Genomic DNA, 20742 nt, shown 5'->3' with positions numbered 1-20742 from the left:
CATTGCGTAGCCCTGCATTTCGTGACCGGCCGAGACCGGCAGGCGGCCTCGTCACGGCACTTCGAACACCATCTCCATCGCGCTGAACACGACGCGAACACATAATGACGTGGCGGTGTTTCGGATTGGGCGGCGGGCCCACCGAACTCACTGCAAGGAGCCGTTGACCGGAGCCAGCGGCGCGTCGTCCGTACCCTCCGTCTCGTCCTCCGTGAAGGAAGCCGACTCGCCCTTGGCGGCCGTCCTGGACGGGCGCACCGCCTTGTAGCCGACATTGCGCACGGTGCCGATGAGCGATTCGTACTCGGTACCGAGCTTGGCGCGCAGCCGTCGCACGTGTACGTCGACGGTGCGGGTGCCGCCGAAGAAGTCGTAGCCCCACACCTCTTGCAGCAGCTGGGCCCTGGTGAACACCCGGCCAGCGTGCTGCGCGAGGTACTTGAGTAGCTCGAATTCCTTGTAGGTCAGGTCGAGTGGGCGGCCGCGCAGGCGGGCGGTGTAGGTGCCCTCGTCGATCACCAGCTCGCCGAGGGTGATCTTGCCGGAGTTCTCCGGGCTGGCCACGCCGCCGTTGCGGCCGACCAGCAGCCGCAGCCTGGCGTCCAGCTCGGCCGGGCCGGTGCCGGGCAGCAGGATGTCGTCGAGTCCCCAGTCGGCGTTCACCGCGACCAGGCCACCCTCGGTGAGCACGGCGACCACCGGCACCGACGATCCGGTGCTGCCGAGCAGGCGGCACAGGCCGCGCGCGGCGGCCAGATCGGTCCGCGCGTCCACCAGTGCGACGTCCGCGGTACCCGCCTCCAGCAGGGACGAGACCTCGGTCGGCGCCGGACGCACGTTGTGCGCCAGCAACGACAACGAGGGCAACACCGCGTCGGGGTTGGGGTCGGAGGTCAGCAGGAGCAGCTCCACAAGCTCTCCTCCCATCTAGTAGCTCCGAGGACAACAGCCGCACTGCCGGGGGCCACGTCGCTGATCACAGGTAATTCGGATGCAAGATTAGCGCGTCAACCCCGATGACCTCGCCATCCGGGTCGCCGAGTCATCTCGAGTGATATGTCTGATACCAGAAACGCACCATAGCGCGGGGTTGTCGAAGCGGCCTCGGGCATACGCGCCCGCAACCCCTCGAATAAGGTTCAGCAATGCGCAAGCTCATCATCGGGCTGCTGATTCTCGCGGGACTGGCAGTTGTCATTGATTTCAGCGTCGCGGCCTATTCGGAATATCGGGTCTCGCGCGCGCTACGCCAGGGCGCCGATCTGCCCGCCGATCCGGCGGTGGCCATCCGCGGGGTGTCATTCCTCGCGCAGGCGGTCGACGGCCGCTACGACAACATCTGGATCAAGGCGGGCGGCAACCGCCCGCACACGTCGGGGGAGTACGAATTCGAAACGAACCTGTACGGCGTGCGGCTACCGCTGCGTGATCTGGTCGACGGCAGCCTGCGCAACGTGCCGGTGGAGCGGGTCGAGAGCTCGCTGCGGATCGGACCGACCGAGCTCGGCCGGCTGTTCACCATCCCCGACCTGCAGGTGCGCGGGCCCGAGCGGGACAAGTCCGACGGCACGGGCGGCTCCGGCGGCTCCGGCATGACCACCACCGGCGACGAGCCGCTGTGCCTGCTCGGCAGCCTGCCCGACTTGCCGAACACCCAGTACGACACCACCAAGGTCTTCGTCCAGGCCGACCTCTCGATCGAGGGTGACCAGGTCAAGGTAGTCGCGACGGGCTTCTGCCCGCAGCCCGGCAACGAGAAGACGATTCCGGAGACGGCCATCCCGGAGCCCAATCGCCAAGCGGTGCTCGCGCGCTTCACCCGTACTATCGACATCAAGGAATTGCCGTTCGGTGTCCACCCCACCAAGGTGAGCGCGCAAGGCGGGTGGATCGTAGTGGAGGGCAAGGGCGTGAACGTGACGATCGACCTCGACCGATGGCAGCGATCATGATCGAAATCACAATTCTGGCAGTGATGTTGCTCGCCGCCGTGGCGGTGGGCATCGCGTTGCGTCGCCGCGACGGCAAGGTACGCGCGGCCGATGTCGTCGAAACACAGTCGGCGCGGGCCGATCTACTCGCGTCCGTCGGCGTGACCGGATCCGGTCCGGCCGTAGTGCATTTCTCCGCCGACTGGTGCGGACCCTGTGCCGCGGTGCGCCGCGTCGTCGCCGATGTCACCGGGCAACTGGCCGAGTCGGCACAACCGCCGCTGGACATCGAGGTCGACATCGACGCCGAGCCCGTGCTGGCCAAGGAACTCAACGTGCTCTCGCTGCCGACCACCTTCGTTTTCGATAGTGAAGGGCGCGAACGCTTTCGGATCTCCGGCGTGCCGAAGGTGACCGATCTTCGTTCCGCGCTGGAGCCGCTGACCATCGCCGCTTAGCGGCCTTGACAGGTTCCCCGGAAAGCTGTGATCAACCCGGGGTCCTTTTCTCCCGCTCGATTAGGTAAACTGCATTCGTGCTTTACAACCACGAGCTGATGCTCACCCGACGCCGCACGGTTGACCTGTGCCGCCTCGGTGGTTGTTGCTGCCTGTGCCGCTGAGCGGTCGGCTCTTCTCAGATTTCCTGACGCCGACCTATGTCCGCCGTGCGAGTGATCTCGTTGATCCCCCGGCGAACTGGCAATTTTCCAGCCATCAGTCGCATCCAGCGCAGGAGTACGCACAATGTCCACCGAAATCGGTAAAACTTCGCAGAATCAGCCAATTGCCAACGGGCAGGTAGATGTTCGCGGCCCCCGCTTCGCCGCGTGGGTCACCACCGCCGTCCTCGTATTGGTGCTGATCGCCGCCATCTTCTCCCCCATCGCCGCCGCGGTGCTTATCGCCATCCAGGCCGTGGTCTTCGCGATCGGCGCCGCCTACGGACCGCGCAAGCATCCGTACGGCCGCATCTACGCGAAGTTCGTCGCGCCGCGGGTGGCACCGACCACCGAGACCGAACCCGTGCCGCCGCTGAAGTTCGCGCAGCTGCTCGGCCTGGTCTTCGCCGCGGTCAGCCTGCTGGGCTTCGCGCTCGGCTCCACAGTTGTCGGCGCGGTCTTCGCCGGCTTTGCCCTGTTCGCCGCGTTCTTGAACGCGGCGTTCGGGATCTGCCTGGGTTGCCAGATCTATCCCCTGGTAGCTCGTTTCCGCCGGACTGCTGCTCCTACTGGCGGTGTTCACGGCCCCTCCGTGGTTACGCAAGCTACCGCCTCCGGGTCTGACGCTCACACCGCCGGGTCCCCGGCACCGAACTGATCCGCAAGTCATCTCTGAAAGGAACAACATGGCTCGCTCCGATGTCCTGGTCTCCGTGGACTGGGCCGAAGAGAACCTCAACGCCCCCGGCATCGTCTTCGTCGAGGTCGACGAGGACACCTCCGCCTACGACGGTGGCCACATCGAAGGTGCCGTCCGGCTCGACTGGAAGAAGGACCTGCAGGATCAAGTTCGTCGTGACTTCGTGAACCAGGAGCAGTTCTCCGACCTGCTCTCGGCGCGCGGCATCGCGAACGACGACGAGGTAGTCCTGTACGGCGGCAACAACAACTGGTTCGCCGCGTACGCCTACTGGTACTTCAAGCTGTACGGCCACAACAACGTCAAGCTGCTCGACGGTGGCCGCAAGAAGTGGGAGCTCGACGGTCGCCCGCTGTCCACCGACGGCGTCAACCGCCCGGCTACCCAGTACAAGGCCGCCGCCCCCGACGTGACCATCCGCGCGTTCCGCGACGAGGTCATCGCCGCCATCGGCACCAAGAACCTGGTCGACGTCCGTTCGCCCGACGAGTTCTCCGGCAAGATCCTGGCCCCCGCGCACCTGCCGCAGGAACAGAGCCAGCGTCCCGGCCACATCCCCACCGCGATCAACGTGCCGTGGAGCAAGGCCGCGAACGAGGACGGCACCTTCAAGTCCGACTCCGAGCTCACCGAGATCTACAAAGAAGCGGGCCTGGACGGCGAGAAGGAGACCATCGCCTACTGCCGCATCGGCGAGCGTTCCTCGCACACCTGGTTCGTGCTGCAGGAACTGCTCGGCCACAGCAATGTCAAGAACTACGACGGGAGCTGGACCGAATACGGCTCCCTCGTCGGTGCACCGATCGAGTTGGGAGCGTAAAACCATGTGCGCAGCACCTACCCAGGGTCAGGCCATTCCCGTCGGCGTCGATGTGGAGAAGGAGACGGTCATCACCGGCCGTGTCCTGAGCACCGACGGGCAGCCGGTCGGCGGCGCGTTCGTGCGCCTGCTCGACGGCAACGGTGACTTCACCGCCGAGGTCGTCGCCTCGGGCACCGGCGACTTCCGCTTCTTCGCCGCGCCGGGTGCGTGGACGTTGCGGGCGCTCTCCTCGGCCGGCAACGGCTCCGCGGAGGTTCGTCCGGAAGGCGCGGGCATCCACCCCGTGGACGTCGCGGTCGCCAAGTAAGCAGACCTTTCGCAGCTAACGGCCCCGGGCTTCCCCACTATGACGGGAAGGACCGGGGTCGTCTGTGTATGCGGCGCTGGTTGTCGTTAGACTCCAAAGGTGGTCCTCTTCTTCGAGATTCTGCTGGTGGCCGTCGCCATCCTCATCGGCTGGTTCGGCCTGTACGTCTTCTACCGGCTGTTCACCGAGTCATGAGCGAGCGCAGCGAGCGAATCATGTCGCAGTGCGCATCGCGCATGCCTGAGGTGAGCGCCAGCGAGGCTCAGGCATGAGCGATCTCGCGAGCGAAGGTTCAAACCCGGCCGAGCAAGCGAGTGAACAACTGAACGGCAACGGCTCGGCCGATCCGGCTGGTCGCCGGAGCGGTGATAAGGCCGTGTCCGAGGCCGTCGAGCGGGCGAAGGCGACCGGGGCCCGCAACATTCCTGCGCTGCCCGATCTGCCGCTGCCCGTGGACACCGCTAACCTGCGGCTCGGGCCGGATCTGAGTTCCTCCATGCTGGCGCTGCTGCCCATGGTCGGCGTGTGGCGCGGCGAGGGCGAGGGTCATCATCCCGAGCGTGGCGACTACCGCTTCGGCCAGCAGATCATCGTGGCGCACGACGGCGGCGACTACCTGTCCTGGGAGTCCCGCTCCTGGGTGCTCGACACCGAGGGCAACTACTCCGGACCCGATCTGCGCGAGAGCGGCTTCTGGCGGGTCGGCATCGACGGCAACGACGAGGTGATCGAGCTGCTGCTCACGCACAGCACCGGCATCGTCGAACTCTTCTACGGTCAGGCCCTCACCCAGTCCTCCTGGGAGCTCGCCACCGACGTGGTCATCCGCAGCCAGTCCGGCATCGTCGTCGGCGGCGCGAAGCGCCTCTACGGCATCGTCGAGGGCGGCGACCTGGCCTACGTCGAGGAGCGCGTGGTGGCCGACGGTCCGCTGGAGCCCCGCCTCTCGGCTCGTCTGCAGCGCTACATCGGCTAGATGATCGAAACTCGCCCACTGATTTCGCGAGCACATGGGTAACTCACCGGGCACCGGCTAACTCAACCCACCGCATCACCGCTGGGCGCCAACGCAACTAGCGCGGCACACGAGTCTGGCCTGAATACGCGGAGAGGCGGAAAGGAACGACCCCCGAGCCTTACCGGTGCGGGGTTAGTGCACGGGTCCCGTTCGGACTCAAACGGGGGCTCGGGGGCCGGGTGACTGCGTGGTATTCGCTAACGCTCGCGCGGCGAATCACCTGCAGCGGTGGCGCTAGCGCGCAGCCACCTCACGAGTCCTTTGAACATACATTCGTCGAACCACCTCCTTCCTTGTGTACTGACGAATTTAGCGAGGAGTCAGCGGGTCGGCAACGGAATTTCTCGGTGGGCTGAAGTGGGGACTCCGTGATCCAGGAAATCGGCCCGTACCTGCGCCGATGCTTCGACTCGGACGATCACGTCGGCGCGGTGGTCCGGCGGCAGTTGATGTGTGACGACGACCACAGTTCGATCGGGTTCGACCAGTCCGCTGTCTACATCGAGCAAGTCGCACAGCAACTGTGCGCCCGCCTCGGCTTCGAGGTGTTCGGTGGGTTCGTCGAGCAGCAACACTCGGGCGGGTGATACCAGTGCTCGGGCCAGCAGGATGCGGCGGCGTTGTCCGCCGGAGACTGCGGCCGCGCCACCGACCAGATCGGTGTGGACACCCTTCGGCAGGGAGCCGAGCCAGTCGCCGAGACCTACTGTGCGCAGGGCGCTTTCGGCCTCTTCCTCGGTGACGTCGCCGCGTGCCACGCGCAGGTTCTCCAGCACCGAGGTACCGAACAGGTGGGCGTCCTCCGCGAAGAGGGTGACACCGGTTCGAGGTGTATCGAACAGACCCGCCCATAGCATCAGCAGCGTGGTCTTTCCGGCTCCGCTCGGGCCGACTACGGCGATTCGGCGACCCGTCGGCAGCTCCGGGAGTTGTTGCGCGAGAAGGCCTTCCAGCGCGGCAGCACCACTTGCTGACCTGTCGACCTTCGCATCGTCGTTCGCAGCTTGCACCCGAGTGCCACCGTCGAGCCGGACCAGCCGATGCAGGGCCGCACGGGCTGTGGTCAGCGACTGCGCCGCGGCGGGCAACGGGCCGACCGCCTCGAAAGCCGAGAGTGGCAGCAGGACAAGCACGGTGAGCGCCATCGGTGTCATCGCGCCTGGTGCGCCGCCGGACGGGCCGTAGAGGGTGATGCCGATCAACAAGGCCCCCAGCACGCTCGCGCCGATCGAGAGCGGAGTGGCCGCCGCCGACCACGCACTGCGTGCGGCCGCCGCATCCTCCGCCGCGACCGCTCGTCGAGATGCCTTGGTAGCGGCGTCGAGTGCCGCGTCCAGCCGACCCGCGACGCGCAGTTCGGCCGCATGGTCGAGCACGGTGAGGGCCTGCGCGGTGAACTCCGCCCGGTCCGCGCGCACGGCTTGCTCCGCTTCGCGCGCGGCCTTCGCCGACAGCCAAGGGGCAAGAATCCCGGAAAGCGCCAGTGCCCCCGCCAGAATCGCGGCCGCGGCCACCGAGATCGTGGCGAGCAGACCGATCGCGATCACGGACAACACGCCAGCGACCGCGACCGGAACGAATACTCGAACCACGACGGCACCGAGATCGTCTATGTCGCTACCGATCCGGACGAGCAGATCACCGCGCCGCAGTGGCCCGGCAGCACCGGAGCGCCCCGCCGCCGAGCGCGAACCAGTTGGCCTGCGCAACCAGAAGTCCGAGCCTGCCAACGTCCGATAGACCGTGGTCCGCGCCGTCGCCATCGCCCACAACGCAACATCATGCGTGGCAAGCCGTTCCAGATACCGGGCCAACCCTCGCGAAATCCCCAGCGCCCGCACGGTCACCACCGCAATGCTCAAATCCAGCACCGGCGGCATCTGCCACGCACGGGCAATCAACCACGCGGCAAGCGCCGCCAACCCGAGCCCGCTGCCGAGCGCCAGCACGCCCCACGCGATCGCCACCGCAACCCGCCACCGAGACAGGTCGAGCAGCCGCCACATTCGCCGCAGATCACTGAGCAGTGCAGAACGGTCGCTCGTGGTCGGCGGCGTGCCGCGCCGAGCAGTCGAATTGCCCATCACGATCATCGGATCGCCACCCCCGCTAGATCGTTGGCGGCGCGTACTTGAACCACATGGTCGCCAGCGGCGAGAACCGTTGGGCGGTGGCCGATCACGATTACGGTCGCGCCGTCTCGGGCGCGCTGTCGCAGGGCCGCGAGGACCGCGGTTTCGCTGTCGGCGTCGAGGTGGGCGGTCGGCTCGTCGAGGAGCAGGATCGGGCGGTCCGTGGCCAGCACCCTGGTCAGCGCGAGCCGTTGGCGCTGGCCGAGGGATAGGCCGACGCCGCCCGGACCGACCACGGTGTCCCATCGGTCGGGCAGCTCGTTCAGTACCGCGTCGAAACCGGTAGCGACGCAGGCGGCTTCGAGGTCGTCGACGATGCGGGTCGGTCCGTGCGCGACAGGGGTGTCGGCCTTTGCACCGAACAGCTCGAGATTCTCCCGCAGCGTGCCGGGCACCAGGACCGGGCGCTGGGGCAGCCAGGCGACGCGTGCCCACCACTCGTGCTGGTCCAACTCGCGCACATCGATGCCGTCGACGATCACGGTGCCACGGTCCGGCTCGATCAATCCCAGGATCGCCTGCACCGCTGTCGATTTCCCACTGCCGTTGGGCCCGGAAAGCACCGTGAGCACCCCGGGCCGGAGCTGTGCCGACAACCCGTCGGGCGCGCACCCGTTTCGCGCACGGACGGACAGGTCCCGCAGTTCGACAACCCCGGCGAAGTGCCGTACCTCCGCACCGCCGGAACCCGTTGCTTCCGGCGCGGATTCGAGGACAGCGAAAGCCTTGTCCGCGGCCGCCATTCCGTCCTGTGCGGCATGGAACCGCTCCCCCACCATTCGCAGTGGCAGATACACCTCCGGAGCCAGCACCAGGGCAACCAGGCCCGCGTACAGGCTCATCTCGCCGTACACCAGCCGCAGGCCGATGGACACCGCGATCAGCGCCACGCTCAACGTCGCGAGCAGCTCGAGCACCATCGAGGAGAGGAAGGCGATCCGCAACGCCCGCATGGTCCGCTGCCGCAACGCATCTCCCAGCGCACGCACGCGATGCGCCATCGTGCCGAGACGCATCCCCGACGCATCGGCCTCACCCGCCACGGCGACGCCGCTACCCGGCCTCGAATCCTGTTCGTTCAGAACCGATTCGCCCCGCTCCCGCCCCAGCGCCCGCAGCGTCGGCATGCCCGCGAACAGATCGAGCAGTTGATCCGACAGCCGCGTGGTGGCGGCGAGCGTCGCCTCGGCACGCCCCTGGGTCAGCAACCCGATCAGGATCATGAACACCGGGATCAGCGGCAGCGTGATCACCACGATGAGTCCCGAGATCGGATCGTGGATCGCGATGACCGCCAACACGATCGGCGGAACGAGAACCGCAAGCAGCAGTGCGGGAACGTATCCGATCAGATACCCGCGCAACCCGGACAGTCCGGTACCGACCACGACCGCGAGTTCGGTTCTGCGCGTTTCGAGTTCTCGCGGTGGCAGCCGCGCACCCGCGGTGAGCACGGCGGTTTCCAGCTCCGCCACCACACCCGCACCCGCCCGGTGTGCCAGCCGCGATTGCAGCCAGGTGGCGAGCACCCGGCAGGCGATGGCGAGCGCGAGCACCAGCAGTTCCGTCGTCCACTCGCCGAGCGTGCACCGGCCGGGATCGGTGATGACCCCGGCCAGCACGCGGGCCAGCATGACCGCCGCGACCACGATCGAACCGGTGATCACCACGGACAGTGCGACACTCAGCGCCAAGTAGCGGCGGGCCGAGCGGGCGTACCGCCACAGGCGCGGGTCGACAGGCGGGCGGGCCATGTTCAGTCCTTCACGGGTCCCAGCGGCAAGCCGACCGGTGCGGGGATCTGGTCGACGGTGATCCGCTGGCGGAACACCCAGTACGTCCAGCCCTGGTAGACCAGCACGACCGGCGTGACGAGCACCGCCGCCCAGCTCATCACCTTCAGCGTGTACGGGGTGGACGACGCGTTGTGGATGGTCAGGTTGAACGCCGCATCGATGGTGGAGGGCAACACATTCGGGAACAGCGACCCGAACAGCAGCGTGGTCGCCGCCGCCACCGTGATCGTGGTGCCGAGGAAGGCCCACCCGTCGCGATCGGCGAACACCGCCACCGCGGCGGCGACGAGCCCGATCACCGCGAGCGCCAACGGAATCCACGTCCACCCGGTGCCGTAGGCCAGCTGCGTCCAGAATCCGAACACCCCGACGACCACAGCCGTCGGCACCAGCAGCAGCTTCGCCGTGCGTTGCGCGTCGTCGCGCACCTCGCCGCCGGTCTTCAGCCCGAGGAACACCGCGCCGTGCAAGGCGAACAGCAGCCCCGTGGTCAACCCGCCGAGCAGGGCGTACGGACCGAGCAGGTCCCACACCGAACCGGCGAACTGCTTCTTCTCGTTCAGCGGCACCCCGCGCACGATATTGGCGAACACCCATCCCCACGCGAGAGCCGGTATCCAGGAACCGATTCCGATGCCGAGATCACAGCGGGCCCGCCAGCGCGGATCGTTGATCTTGCCGCGATACTCGATCGCGCAGATGCGCAGGATGAGCGCGACGAGCAGCAACAGCAGCGCCAGATAGAACCCGGAGAACATGCTGGCGTACCACTCGGGGAAGGCCGCGAACATGGCACCGCCCGCGGTGATCACCCACACCTCGTTGCCGTCCCACACCGGACCAATCGTGTTGAGCACCACCCGCCTTCGCGTATCGGAACCCCGACCGAGAATCGGCATCAGCATGCCGACCCCGAAGTCGAAGCCCTCCAGCACGAAGTAACCGGTGAACAGCACCCCGATCAGCACGAACCAGAACTCTTGCAGACTCATCGTCGGCTCCTAGTAGGCGAACGAAAGTTGTTCGACGGCAGGCTCTTCGGCACGATGCCCACCCGACCCATCGGTATCGTCGGGCCCCTCGGCGACCACCGGAGCCGGATCAGGCCCGTGGATCACGTAGCGCCGCATCAGGTAGAACCACACCACCGCCAGCGCGCCGTACAGCAGCGTGAAAACGATCAGCGAGAACAGCACCACACCGGCCGAATGGTTCGAGACGCCCTGTTGCACCATCAGTCGCAGGTTCGGATCGCCGGTCGGGTTCGGCACGACAACCCAAGGCTGGCGGCCCATTTCGGTGAACACCCAGCCCGCGCTGTTGGCCAGGAACGGCGTCGGAATCATCAGGATGCTGAGCCAGGAGAACCAGCGCTGGTTCGGCACCCGGCCGCGGCGGGTGAGCCACAGCCCGGCCAGCGCCAGCAGTGCCGAGCCCGCGGCCAGGCCGATCATCGCCCGGAACGACCAGTAGGTGACGAACAGGTTCGGCCGGTAGTCGCCGACGCCGTACTTCTCGTTGTATTCCTTTTGCAGGTCGATCACGCCGGGCAGGGTGACGCCGCTGAACTCGCCCTTGGCCAGGTACGGGAGCACGAAGGGCACCTCGAGCACGTGCGTGACGCTGTCGCAGTTGTTGTGCGTGCCGACCGTCAGGATGGAGAAATCGGGATCGGTTTCGGTGTGGCACAACGATTCCGCCGAGGCCATCTTCATCGGCTGCTGCTCGAACATCAGCTTGCCCTGGGTGTCGCCGGTGAAGAACAACCCGACCAGCGACAGCATCATCACCCAGATGCCGACCAGCGCCGCCGGTCGCCACATGGTGCGCGCCTCCGCCAACTGGGCGGCATCGCCGCTGCGCGCCTTGCGCACCATCCACCAGCCCGCGATACCCGCCACGAAAGTGCCTGCCGTGACGAAGGATCCGGCGACAACGTGCGGAAAGGCCGCCAGCAGTGTGTTGTTCGTGAGCACCGCGACGATGCTTTCGAGTTCGGCCCGTCCGGTCTCCGGATTGAACCGCGCCCCCACCGGATGCTGCATGAACGAGTTCGCGGCGACAATGAAGTACGCCGACGCGTTCACGCCGATCGCCACCATCCAGATGGTGGCCAGGTGCGCGAGTTTCGGCAATCGGGACCAGCCGAAGATCCACAGCCCGAGGAAGGTCGACTCCATGAAGAAGGCGACCAGACCCTCGAGCGCGAGCGGTGCGCCGAACACGTCGCCGACGAAGCGGGAGTACTCGCTCCAGTTCATTCCGAACTGGAATTCCTGCACGATGCCGGTGGCGACACCCAGCGCGAAGTTGATCAGGAACAGCTTGCCGAAGAACTTGGTCAGCCGCAGCCAGTGATCCTTACCGGTGATCACCCAGGCCGTCTGCATGGCGGCGACCAAAGGAGCAAGTCCGATAGTCAGCGGCACCAACAGAAAGTGGTAGACCGTCGTGATGCCGAACTGCCATCGAGAGATGTCCAGGGCGTTCAACACGACCTCCTCGTCGTCTACGACATGACGTAGTAATACTACGTCGGAGGCAGTTCAGAACAATGAGTCCTACGCCACGACACACCGGGACTTTCGGCCTTAAACAGCGGTTTTCCGAGCTCGCACCCCCGGCAAAGCCGTGCAAGTAGGACGCACATCACGCCGGTGGATTCCCCGTCAGCGCCCGGTGCGGGCAGTCACCGGTCGCCCGAGGAGAACCTCACCAATCGCCGATGGCGCCCGCTCGCTCGATACCGCGACCAACCAAATCGATGATCTCCTGCGCGTTGTCCGGCGCCGACATCCGCAGCCCGTCCAACGAATTCACCCGCGCCGCCAGCGAGACGCTGGACATCATCCACACGCTGTCACAGGTGAGCAGGTCGGCGGTGAACAGCGACTTGTAGACGCACTCCCACCCCGCCTTCTCCGCCTCGACGAACAGCGCGCGCTGGGTGACACCCGGCAGCACGCCGTTTTTCGCGGGCGGCGTGATCAGCTGCTTGTCCCGCGCGATCACCACGGACGAGCGCGGGCCTTCCAGCACCCGGTTCTCGGTGCTGGTGAAGATCACGTCGTCGGCGCCCATCCGCGCCGCGAACCGCAGCGCCGCCATATTGGACGCATAGGACAGCGTCTTCGCGCCGAGCAGCTGCCACGGCGCGGCCTGCGCCAGATCGATCGAGATGCCGCGGGACAGCGTCACCACGGAGACACCTTCGGTGCGCGCCTTCTGCACCCGATCCGGCACCGGAAGCACGAGCACATACGCGGTGGGCACCGGAACGGCGGCGGCGAGATCGCCGCTCGTCACCTTCTCGGCCACACCCGATAGCTCACTGTCGCGCCCGCGGGTGAGCACCAGCCGCATCACGCCTTCGCGGTCGGTGCCCCACTCCTTCGCGGCGCGCTCGACCGCTTCCCGCCAGCGCCCGATCTCGGGCTCGGGCAGATCCAGCGCCTGCGCCGAGCGGCGCAGCCTGCCTAGATGAAATTCGATCGCGCACGCGTTGCCCGCGCGCACCAGCACTGTTTCGAAAATACCGTCGCCACGCAATACGCCGATGTCGTCCGCATACAACAACGGCGCGTCCGCGTCCCGGACCGCGCCGTCGAGAGAGACAAGAACCCGATCTACCATGCGTCGAGACTAGGCGGTGTTGCAATGTCTCGCCTAGGTCACGGCAGACTTCGCGGCATCTTTTATAACCTGCCCCTTCAGGTTCACTCACACGCCTTCAGCTCGCCTTCACGAACGTCCCTGCGCGGCCCCGCGCCGACGCGCTCGCGAGCGCGTCGGCGCGGGGCCTAGCGCATCGTCGCTCGCAACCACTCTCGGCGGCCTCGCGCAACCGCGCCCACAAGCCCGCCCCGCGCCCCGGTTCCGACACCACGGTCCGACCCCGCCTACAGTGGAAACGTGTCCGTGGTCGTTGCACCCAGCCCTATCCTCGCTGTTTCGGGAGCCGTCGCGGGAGCGCCGGGGTCCCCCGACGCCGCCGTCGCCTGGCACTACGGCGATCCGCTCGGTGAACAGCGAGCCGCCGTCGAACGCGCGGCGGTCATCGATCGCTCGCACCGTTTCGTCCTGCAGATCACCGGCGCCGAGCGGCTGACCTGGCTGCACACCATCAGCAGCCAGCACATCGCCGCCCTGCGCGACGGACAGTCCGCGGAGAACCTCGACCTCGATCTCAACGGCCGGGTGCTGAACCACTTCGTGCTCACCGACCTGGACAGCACGGTCTGGATCGACACCGAAGCCGACCGCGGCCAGGCCCTGCTGGACTTCCTGAAGAAGATGGTCTTCTGGGCCGACGCGCAGCCGACCGAGTCCGATCACGCGGTGCTGAGCCTGCTCGGCCCGAAGGCCACCGAGGTGCTCGCCGCCCTCGGTGTCGCCACCCTGCCCGGCACCTACGAGGCCGTGGCGCTGCCCGGCGGCGGCTTCCTCCGGCGCATGCCGTGGCCGACCGCCGACTCCTTCGATCTGCTCATCCCGCGCGACCGGCTCACCGAGTGGTGGACCCGCCTGACCGAAGCGGGCGCCGAGCCGGCGGGCATGTGGACCTTCGAGGCCCTGCGGGTCGCCGCCGTGCGACCGCGGATCGGACTCGACACCGACGAACGCACCATCCCGCACGAGGCCCGCTGGATCGGCGGGGTCACCGAATACGGCGCCGTGCATCTGGACAAGGGCTGCTACCGCGGCCAGGAAACCGTGGCGCGGGTGCACAACCTGGGCAAGCCGCCGCGGCACCTGGTGCTGCTGCACCTGGACGGTTCGGCCGACGAGCGCCCCGAGACCGGCGCCGACATCGCCGCGGGTGGCCGCACGATCGGCCGCCTCGGCACCGTCATCGACCACTACGAACTCGGCCCGATCGCGCTCGCACTGATCAAACGCACCGTCTCTGCCGACACCGCGCTGACCGCCGGATCGTCCGCCGCCGCCATCGACCCGGATTCGGTGCCGACCGACGACTCACCGCAGGCGGGCAGGCTCGCCGTCGATCGGCTCCGCGGACGCTGACGCGGCCATGACCGTCGAATACCGAAGGGGCGCAAGCTCCGCGTGCGCGCTGAGCGATGCCTTCGGCACCCCGAATCCCTGGCCCGACTACGTGACGAGAGGAGTGACTCCGATGCGAACCGGTGATACCGGCCAGGTGCTGGCCGTGTGTGTGGTGCACGCCGAGCTCGACGTACCGGGCCGAGTCGGCAAGAGCGCGATCGACAAGCGCCCGATGCCGGGCCGGGTACCGGTGCGCGCGCTCGGTCTCGACGGCGATCACGTGTGCAACACCGAGCACCACGGCGGCGTGCACCAGGCCGTCTACGCCTACGCCGACGAAGACGCCCGCCGCTGGGGCAACGCGCTCGATCGCGAGTTGCCCGCGGGCTGGTTCGGCGAGAACCTGCGCATCGCGGGCCTCGCGGTCAGCGACGCGGTACTCGGCGCCCGCTGGGCCATCGGCGACACGCTGCTCGAGGTGAGCGCGCCGCGGGTTCCATGCGCCACCTTCCAGCACTGGAGCGGAGAAGCCCAGTGGGTCAAGCGATTCACCCGGCAGGCCGACACCGGCGCCTACCTGCGTGTGCTGACCGAGGGCACGATCGGCGCGGGCGACACCGTGTCGGTGGTGTCCGTCCCGGACCACGGCATCACCGTCCGCGACCTGTTCAACGGCGACGACCCGGACCTGCTGGCGATCCTGCTCACCGACGAGCCGACCCTCTCCGACGACGCGCGCATGCAGATCGAACGCCACGCCCGCCGACACGCGAACGCCGACCGCGCGGCGCGCCGCCGAACCGACGAACAAACCGATCCGGCCACGCGACGTGGCGCCGAACTCGACACGGGAGCGCAACTGTGAGTGTGGAACTGGTCGAAGTAGTCCGCTCCGGCTTCCGCGAGTGCGTGCACCGCGGCTCGGCCGTCATCCTCGATCCCGCGGGCGAGCCGACCCTCGCGCTCGGCGAGGTGCACCTGCCGATCTTCCCGCGCTCGACCAACAAGCCGATGCAGGCGATCACCTTGCTGCGCCACGGGTTCGAGCCGGTCGACGACGCCGAGCTGGCCATCGCGACCGCCTCGCACTACGGCGAACCGGATCATGTCGCGCTGGTGCGCCGGCTGCTCGACCGGTTCGGCTTCGACGAGAAGTCCCTGGAATGCCCGCCCGATCTGCCGGTCGACGACAAGGCGCGCGCGGCCGTGCTTTCGGGTTCGCACGAACCTCGCCGGATCTACATGAACTGCTCGGGCAAGCACGCCGCGATGCTGGCGACCTGCGCGATCAACGGCTGGCCGACCGAGGGCTATCTCGACGAGGCGCATCCGCTGCAGCAGGCGGTGATCGCCACCGTCGCCGATCTCACCGGCGAACCCGAGACCGATCTCGGCATCGATGGCTGTGGCCTGCCGATCATTCCGGTGTCGCTGGTGAACCTCGCCCGGGTGTTCGCGACCATGGCGACCGCTGATCCCGACGCGCCGGAGCGCCGCGTCGCCGACGCCATCCGCGCCCATCCGCGAGTGATTTCCGGCACCAACGCACCCGATCTGCTGACCATGCAGGCCACCCCCGGACTGGTCTGCAAGATCGGCGCGGATGGTGTGCACGCCGGTGCGCTGCCCGACGGAACGGCCTTCGCGTACAAGATCGAGGACGGCAGCGACCGTGCCCGAATACCCCTGACGCTGGCCATTTTGCACCGGATCGGGGTCGACTGGACCGACGCGCACACCGAGCTGGCGGCCCCCGCGGTGCTCGGCGGCGGCGCCCGAGTCGGCGTGATTCGCGCGATCCCCGGGGTGCTCTGACCGGACGGACCGGGGGCGACAAACGGGCAAACGGAACCACTTCGGAGGTTCTTCACCCACTCCTGGAAGCGGGACGGCCGGACACACGCTAAAGTGTCTGTCAGGAAGAGTATTAATTCGAACGGGGCCGCCAACCAAACCCCAGGCCGCCCCGCAGTGACGCGAGGGGGTCAGCCATGGGCCGTGGCCGGGCTAAGGCAAAGCAGACCAAAGTCGCACGCGAGCTGAAGTACAGCAGCCCGCCGAGCGATTTCGCGAGCCTTCAGCGCGAGCTTTCGGGAAGCCCCCACTCCCAACGGAGTGGTGTGCTGTCCGATGAGCACGACGCGGACAAGTCCTCTAACCAATTCGAAGAGGACGACTACGACGACTGGCGCCGCTGACTCGAAGCAACGTTCGAAAGGGGAGGTCAGCGTGCCTCCTCTTTCTGCCGTTGCCGCGCGTTGACGGATAACGCCGAAAAAGCTTAGAACACACCAGCGTCCCGCATCTGAGCGATGCGGGACGCTGGTTTGCGTTTGTGTAGTGGTCTCAGAAGCGCGGGTGTTCGCCCACCAGAACGGCACGCAGGGCGTCGGAATCCTTCGCCTTCTTCACGGTGCCCAGCGTCCAGCACTCGATGTGCCGCGCGGTCAGCACGGCCAGCGCCCGGTCCACGTCCTCGGGCGCGACGATGGCGACCATGCCGACGCCCATGTTGAACGTCTTCTCCATCTCGACCCGCTCGACCCGGCCGCGCTGCGCGATCATCTTGAACACCGGCGCCGGGTTCCAGGTGCCGCGATCCAGCTCGGCCACCATGCCCGCGGGCAGCACCCGGCCCAGGTTGGCGGCCAGTCCGCCGCCGGTGACATGCGCGAAGGTGCGCACGTCGGTCTCGGCGATCAGCGCGAGGCAGTCCTTGGCGTAGATCCGGGTCGGCTCGAGCAGTTCCTCGCCGAGCGTGCGGCCGAACTCCTCGATGTGCCCGGTGAGCGACATCCGGTCGATGTCGAGCAGCACCTTGCGGGCCAGGCTGTAGCCGTTGGAGTGCAGGCCCGAGGAGCCCATCGCGATGACCACGTCACCGGGACGCACCCGGTCCGGGCCGAGCACCGCGTCGGCCTCGACCACGCCGACACCGGTCGCGGACAGGTCGTAGTCGTCCGGGTCCATCAGGCCGGGGTGTTCGGCGGTCTCGCCGCCGAGCAGCGCGCAGCCGGCCCGGACACAGCCCTCGGCGATGCCGGAGACCAGCTCGGCGACCTTCTCCGGGACGACCTTGCCGATGGCGATGTAGTCCTGCAGGAACAGCGGCTCGGCACCGCACACGACGAGGTCGTCGACGACCATCGCGACCAGGTCGAGGCCGACGGTGTCGTGCTTGTCCATCGCCTGCGCTACCGCGATCTTGGTGCCGACCCCGTCGGTGGACGCGGCGAGTAGCGGTTCGCGGTAGCCGCCCTTGAGTGCGAACAGCCCGGCAAACCCGCCGAGGCCGCCCTGGACCTCGGGGCGGCTCGCCTTCTTCGCCAATGGCCCGAACAACTCGACTGCGCGGTCACCTGCCTCGATATCCACGCCTGCCGCGGCGTAAGAGGCACCACCACTGGGGGTCTGTTCAGTCATTTTCGGGGAAAGCTCCAAACCGAATCGGCGGATAGATGCCTGCTCACGCTACCGGAACCCGATAACGACGTTGCACCGGTATTGGCTCACCCTATTGACAATCGGGTGAGCCAAACCGTATTGCGACAATCAGGTAGCGGCGTTCGCGAACAGCGCCGCGGTCTCCGCGCGTCGTCTGCGCTGCTCCACCGGATCCGGCACCGGCACCGCGGCCACCAGGCGCTGCGTGTACTCCTCGGTCGGCGCCCGCAGGATGCGATCACGATCACCCTGTTCGACCACCGCGCCGTTGCGCAGCACCACGATCCGGTCGGCCAGCTGGTCGACCACCGCGAGATCGTGGCTGATGAACAGGCAGGCCCAGCCGCATTCGCGCTGTAGCTGCCCGAACAACTCCAGCACCGCGGCCTGCACGGAGACGTCCAGCGCGCTGGTCGGCTCGTCGGCGACCAGCAGATCCGGATCCAGGACCAGGGCCCTGGCCAGGCTCGCGCGCTGGCGCTGACCACCCGACAGCTCGTGCGGATACCGGCGCTCGGTACCCGCGGGCAGCTGCACATCGTCGAGCAGTTTGCGCACCCGCGCCTTGATCTCCGCCGCGCTGCCCATCTTGTGCACGAGCAGCGGCTCGGCGACGCACTCGCCGACGGTGAGCCGCGGATTCAGCGAGCTGGCCGGGTCCTGGAACACGAACCCGAAGCGCCGCCGGATCGGCTTCATCTTGCGACCGGACATGCCCGCGATGTCCTGTCCGCGGATCTTCACCACGCCCGAGGTCGGGCGTTGCAGCGCGGCGACACAGCGGCCGATGGTCGACTTGCCCGAGCCGGATTCGCCCACCAGGCCGAGGGTTTCGCCCGGACCGATGCAGAGATTCACATCGTCGACCGCGCGGAACGGGGGCCGCCCGAACGAGCCGGGGAACTCGACCACCAGATCGCACACCTCGAGCACCGGCTCGGCGGTCGCGGCCACTTCTTCGGCCGGACCGTGCGCCAGTTGCTCGGTGCCGAGGTGCGGCACGGCCGCGAGCAGCGCCCGGGTGTAGTCCGCCTTCGGACTGGCGAACAGTTCGTCCACCGGAGCCTGCTCGACCACCTTGCCGTTGCGCATCACCACGACGCGGTCGGCCAGGTCGGCCACCACGCCCATGTTGTGCGTGATCAACACGATGGCACTGCCGATCCGGTCGCGCAGGTCACGCAGCAGCTCCAGGATCTCCGCCTGCACCGTCACGTCGAGCGCCGTGGTCGGTTCGTCGGCGATGATCACCTTCGGCTCGCAGGCGATCGCGATGGCGATCACCACGCGCTGCTTCTGGCCGCCGGAGAGCTGGTGCGGGTAGTAGTTCACCCGATGCTCCGGGTCCGGTAGACCCACCATGCGCAGGAGTTCGATCGCGCGCGCCTTCGCGTCCTTCTTGCTCATCTTCGAATGCGCGCGCAGCGCCTCGCAGATCTGGAAGCCCACGGTGAACAGCGGGTCGAGCGCGAGGCCCGGCTCCTGGAACACCATCGATATCGCGCCGCCGCGCAGCGCGGTGAGCTGTCGCTCGTTCATCGAGGTGATGTTCTCGGTGCCGAGGGTGACCAGACCGCGCACCCGCGCGGTCAGCGGCAACAGGCCCATCGCGGTGCGCGAACTCACCGACTTGCCCGAGCCGGACTCACCGACGATGGCGAGCACCTCGCCGGGGAACACTTCATAGGAGACGTCGGTGACCGCGTAGACGGGTCCGGCGTCGGTGGCGAAGGTGACCGACAGCGATTCGATGGACAGCGCCGGCTTGCTGCGGTCGGTGACCACTGGTGCCTTACTCATGACTGCGCCTCGCTAGCGCTCGGCTCCGTCACGCGCAAGGCACGCTGTGTCATGATTCGCTCGCTTCGCTCACTCATGGTGTGTCCTTCCCAGCGGTGCGGTCCTTGACCAGATCGACGTCGTCGCCAACGGCTTTCGCGCCACCGGACTCGATATCGGCTGTGTCGCTCGCACTTTCGAGCTCGTTCGGGTCGGCGACCTCGATGCCCGCGACGGTGATCGCGTCGCCCGGCGCCGCGGCGACCGCGCGTCGAGTCCGCAACACCGGGTTGAGCACCTCGTTGAGGCTCTCCCCGACCAGCGTCATGCCGAGCACCACCAGCACGATGGCGAAACCGGGGAAGATACCGGTCCACCAGATGCCGTTGGACACATCGGACAACGCCTTGTTCAGGTCGTAGCCCCACTCGGCGGCCTGGGTCGGCTCGATGCCGAACCCGAGGAAGCCGAGGCCCGCGAGGGTGAGGATGGCCTCGGACCCGTTGAGGGTGACGATGACCGGCAGCGACTGGGTGACGTTGGCGAAGATGTGCCGGAACAGGATTCGCGCGGTCGACGCGCCGGTCACCCGGGCCGCGTCCACGTACGGCTCGTTCTTCACCGACACGGTCGCGTTGCGCACCACCCGAAAGTATTGCGGCACAAAGACCGCCGTGATGGCCACCGCCGCGGACAGCACGCCGCCCAGGCTGGTGGACCGGCCGCCCGCGACCACGATGGACACCACGATCGCCAGCAGCAGCGTCGGGAAGGCGTACATCGCGTCCATGAACAGCACGAGCACCCGGTCGAACCAGCGACCGAGGTAGCCGGAGAGCAGGCCGAGCGGCACGCCGATGAACAGCGAGAGCACCAGCGAGATCACGATCACGAACAGCGCGGTGCGGGCACCCCAGATCACCCGGGAGAACACGTCCTCGCCGCGCACCGAGGTGCCGAACCAGTGGTCCGCCGACGGCGCCTGCTGACGGACGAAATCGACACCGTCGGTGGCGCTTTGCGCGAAACCGTAGGGCGCGATCAGCGGTGCGAAGACGGCCGTGAGCACGAAGATCGCAACCAGCACCAAACCGAGGATCAGGGTCGCGCGTTGCAAGCCCGCGGTCATAGTGAACAGCCGGAG

At 67.5% G+C, this 20742-nt stretch carries 17 protein-coding genes and 2 pseudogenes; 10 read left to right on the top strand and 9 right to left on the bottom strand.

Going from position 1 to position 20742, the window contains the following annotated elements:
• Window positions 1-147: 147 nt before the first annotated feature.
• Window positions 148-912, bottom strand: coding sequence for a winged helix-turn-helix transcriptional regulator (locus tag ACQPW1_RS04540; RefSeq protein ID WP_433665140.1), 765 nt, complete (start codon window positions 910-912; stop codon window positions 148-150).
• 233 nt (window positions 913-1145) lie between these two features.
• On the opposite strand from ACQPW1_RS04540, the gene ACQPW1_RS04535 reads away from it, so the two are divergent.
• The 6 genes and pseudogenes from ACQPW1_RS04535 to ACQPW1_RS04510 all read left to right on the top strand — a co-directional run bounded on the left by ACQPW1_RS04535 (window position 1146) and on the right by ACQPW1_RS04510 (window position 5398).
• Entirely contained in the window at window positions 1146-1952 is an 807-nt protein-coding gene (locus tag ACQPW1_RS04535) for an LmeA family phospholipid-binding protein (protein WP_433661513.1), read from the top strand.
• Complete coding sequence (locus ACQPW1_RS04530; RefSeq protein WP_433661512.1) at window positions 1949-2389, top strand: thioredoxin family protein; 441 nt, start codon at window positions 1949-1951, stop codon at window positions 2387-2389. The genes ACQPW1_RS04535 and ACQPW1_RS04530 overlap by 4 nt, the downstream gene beginning before the upstream one ends.
• A gap of 288 nt (window positions 2390-2677) precedes the next feature.
• Window positions 2678-3154 (top strand): annotated as a pseudogene (locus tag ACQPW1_RS04525) (DUF4395 domain-containing protein); the annotation flags it as partial.
• A gap of 124 nt (window positions 3155-3278) precedes the next feature.
• Window positions 3279-4112 (top strand): sulfurtransferase, encoded by an 834-nt coding sequence (locus ACQPW1_RS04520; protein WP_396964904.1) that lies wholly within the window; start codon window positions 3279-3281, stop codon window positions 4110-4112.
• 4 nt (window positions 4113-4116) lie between these two features.
• Window positions 4117-4422: a DUF1416 domain-containing protein gene (locus ACQPW1_RS04515; protein WP_433661511.1), complete on the top strand. Its 306-nt coding sequence runs from the start codon at window positions 4117-4119 to the stop codon at window positions 4420-4422.
• 268 nt (window positions 4423-4690) lie between these two features.
• A complete protein-coding gene (locus ACQPW1_RS04510; protein WP_433661510.1) occupies window positions 4691-5398 on the top strand; it encodes an FABP family protein in 708 nt (235 codons plus the stop codon).
• A 362-nt stretch (window positions 5399-5760) separates the two neighbouring features.
• Here ACQPW1_RS04510 and cydC read toward each other — a convergent pair whose 3' ends face one another.
• From cydC to ACQPW1_RS04485, 5 genes are all read right to left on the bottom strand, one after another.
• Entirely contained in the window at window positions 5761-7446 is a 1686-nt protein-coding gene (cydC, locus tag ACQPW1_RS04505; RefSeq protein ID WP_433665139.1) for a thiol reductant ABC exporter subunit CydC, read from the bottom strand.
• An 83-nt stretch (window positions 7447-7529) separates the two neighbouring features.
• Window positions 7530-9326 carry an ABC transporter ATP-binding protein/permease gene (locus tag ACQPW1_RS04500; protein ID WP_433661509.1) on the bottom strand — a complete coding sequence of 599 codons (1797 nt, stop codon included), beginning with the start codon at window positions 9324-9326 and terminating at the stop codon, window positions 7530-7532.
• A gap of 2 nt (window positions 9327-9328) precedes the next feature.
• Window positions 9329-10360, bottom strand: coding sequence for a cytochrome d ubiquinol oxidase subunit II (gene cydB / locus ACQPW1_RS04495; protein ID WP_433661508.1), 1032 nt, complete (start codon window positions 10358-10360; stop codon window positions 9329-9331).
• Between the two features lie 9 nt (window positions 10361-10369).
• The gene (locus ACQPW1_RS04490; protein ID WP_433665138.1) at window positions 10370-11860 is read right to left on the bottom strand and encodes a cytochrome ubiquinol oxidase subunit I; all 1491 of its coding nucleotides are present in this window, start codon (window positions 11858-11860) and stop codon (window positions 10370-10372) included.
• A 220-nt stretch (window positions 11861-12080) separates the two neighbouring features.
• A complete protein-coding gene (locus ACQPW1_RS04485) occupies window positions 12081-13001 on the bottom strand; it encodes an aminodeoxychorismate lyase (RefSeq protein WP_433661507.1) in 921 nt (306 codons plus the stop codon).
• A gap of 279 nt (window positions 13002-13280) precedes the next feature.
• Here ACQPW1_RS04485 and ACQPW1_RS04480 point away from each other — a divergent pair, with 279 nt between their 5' ends.
• The 4 genes from ACQPW1_RS04480 (at window position 13281) to ACQPW1_RS04465 (ending at window position 16573) form a co-directional block, all read left to right on the top strand.
• Window positions 13281-14393, top strand: coding sequence for a YgfZ/GcvT domain-containing protein (locus ACQPW1_RS04480; RefSeq protein WP_433661506.1), 1113 nt, complete (start codon window positions 13281-13283; stop codon window positions 14391-14393).
• A gap of 112 nt (window positions 14394-14505) precedes the next feature.
• Window positions 14506-15240, top strand: a complete 735-nt coding sequence (locus ACQPW1_RS04475; protein WP_433661505.1) for an MOSC domain-containing protein — start codon at window positions 14506-14508, stop codon at window positions 15238-15240.
• Entirely contained in the window at window positions 15237-16190 is a 954-nt protein-coding gene (locus tag ACQPW1_RS04470) for an asparaginase (protein ID WP_433661504.1), read from the top strand. Before ACQPW1_RS04475 ends, ACQPW1_RS04470 begins: the two co-directional genes overlap by 4 nt.
• Before the next feature lie 176 nt (window positions 16191-16366).
• Complete coding sequence (locus ACQPW1_RS04465; protein ID WP_433661503.1) at window positions 16367-16573, top strand: DUF3073 domain-containing protein; 207 nt, start codon at window positions 16367-16369, stop codon at window positions 16571-16573.
• Between the two features lie 148 nt (window positions 16574-16721).
• Here ACQPW1_RS04465 and purM read toward each other — a convergent pair whose 3' ends face one another.
• The 3 genes and pseudogenes from purM to ACQPW1_RS04450 all read right to left on the bottom strand — a co-directional run.
• Window positions 16722-17798 carry a phosphoribosylformylglycinamidine cyclo-ligase gene (purM, locus tag ACQPW1_RS04460; RefSeq protein ID WP_150403869.1) on the bottom strand — a complete coding sequence of 359 codons (1077 nt, stop codon included), beginning with the start codon at window positions 17796-17798 and terminating at the stop codon, window positions 16722-16724.
• Window positions 17799-17927: 129 nt separating this feature from the next.
• Window positions 17928-19619, bottom strand: coding sequence for an ABC transporter ATP-binding protein (locus tag ACQPW1_RS04455; RefSeq protein WP_433661502.1), 1692 nt, complete (start codon window positions 19617-19619; stop codon window positions 17928-17930).
• A gap of 247 nt (window positions 19620-19866) precedes the next feature.
• Window positions 19867-20727: pseudogene (locus ACQPW1_RS04450) on the bottom strand (ABC transporter permease); the annotation flags it as partial.
• Between the last annotated feature and the right edge of the window lie 15 nt (window positions 20728-20742).

Origin of the sequence: Nocardia sp. CA-128927 (assembly GCF_050955855.1) — a bacterium.
Taxonomy (GTDB): domain Bacteria; phylum Actinomycetota; class Actinomycetes; order Mycobacteriales; family Mycobacteriaceae; genus Nocardia.
The sequence above is the reverse complement of the archived record's forward strand: the minus strand, read 5'-3'. Positions and strand labels throughout refer to the sequence as shown.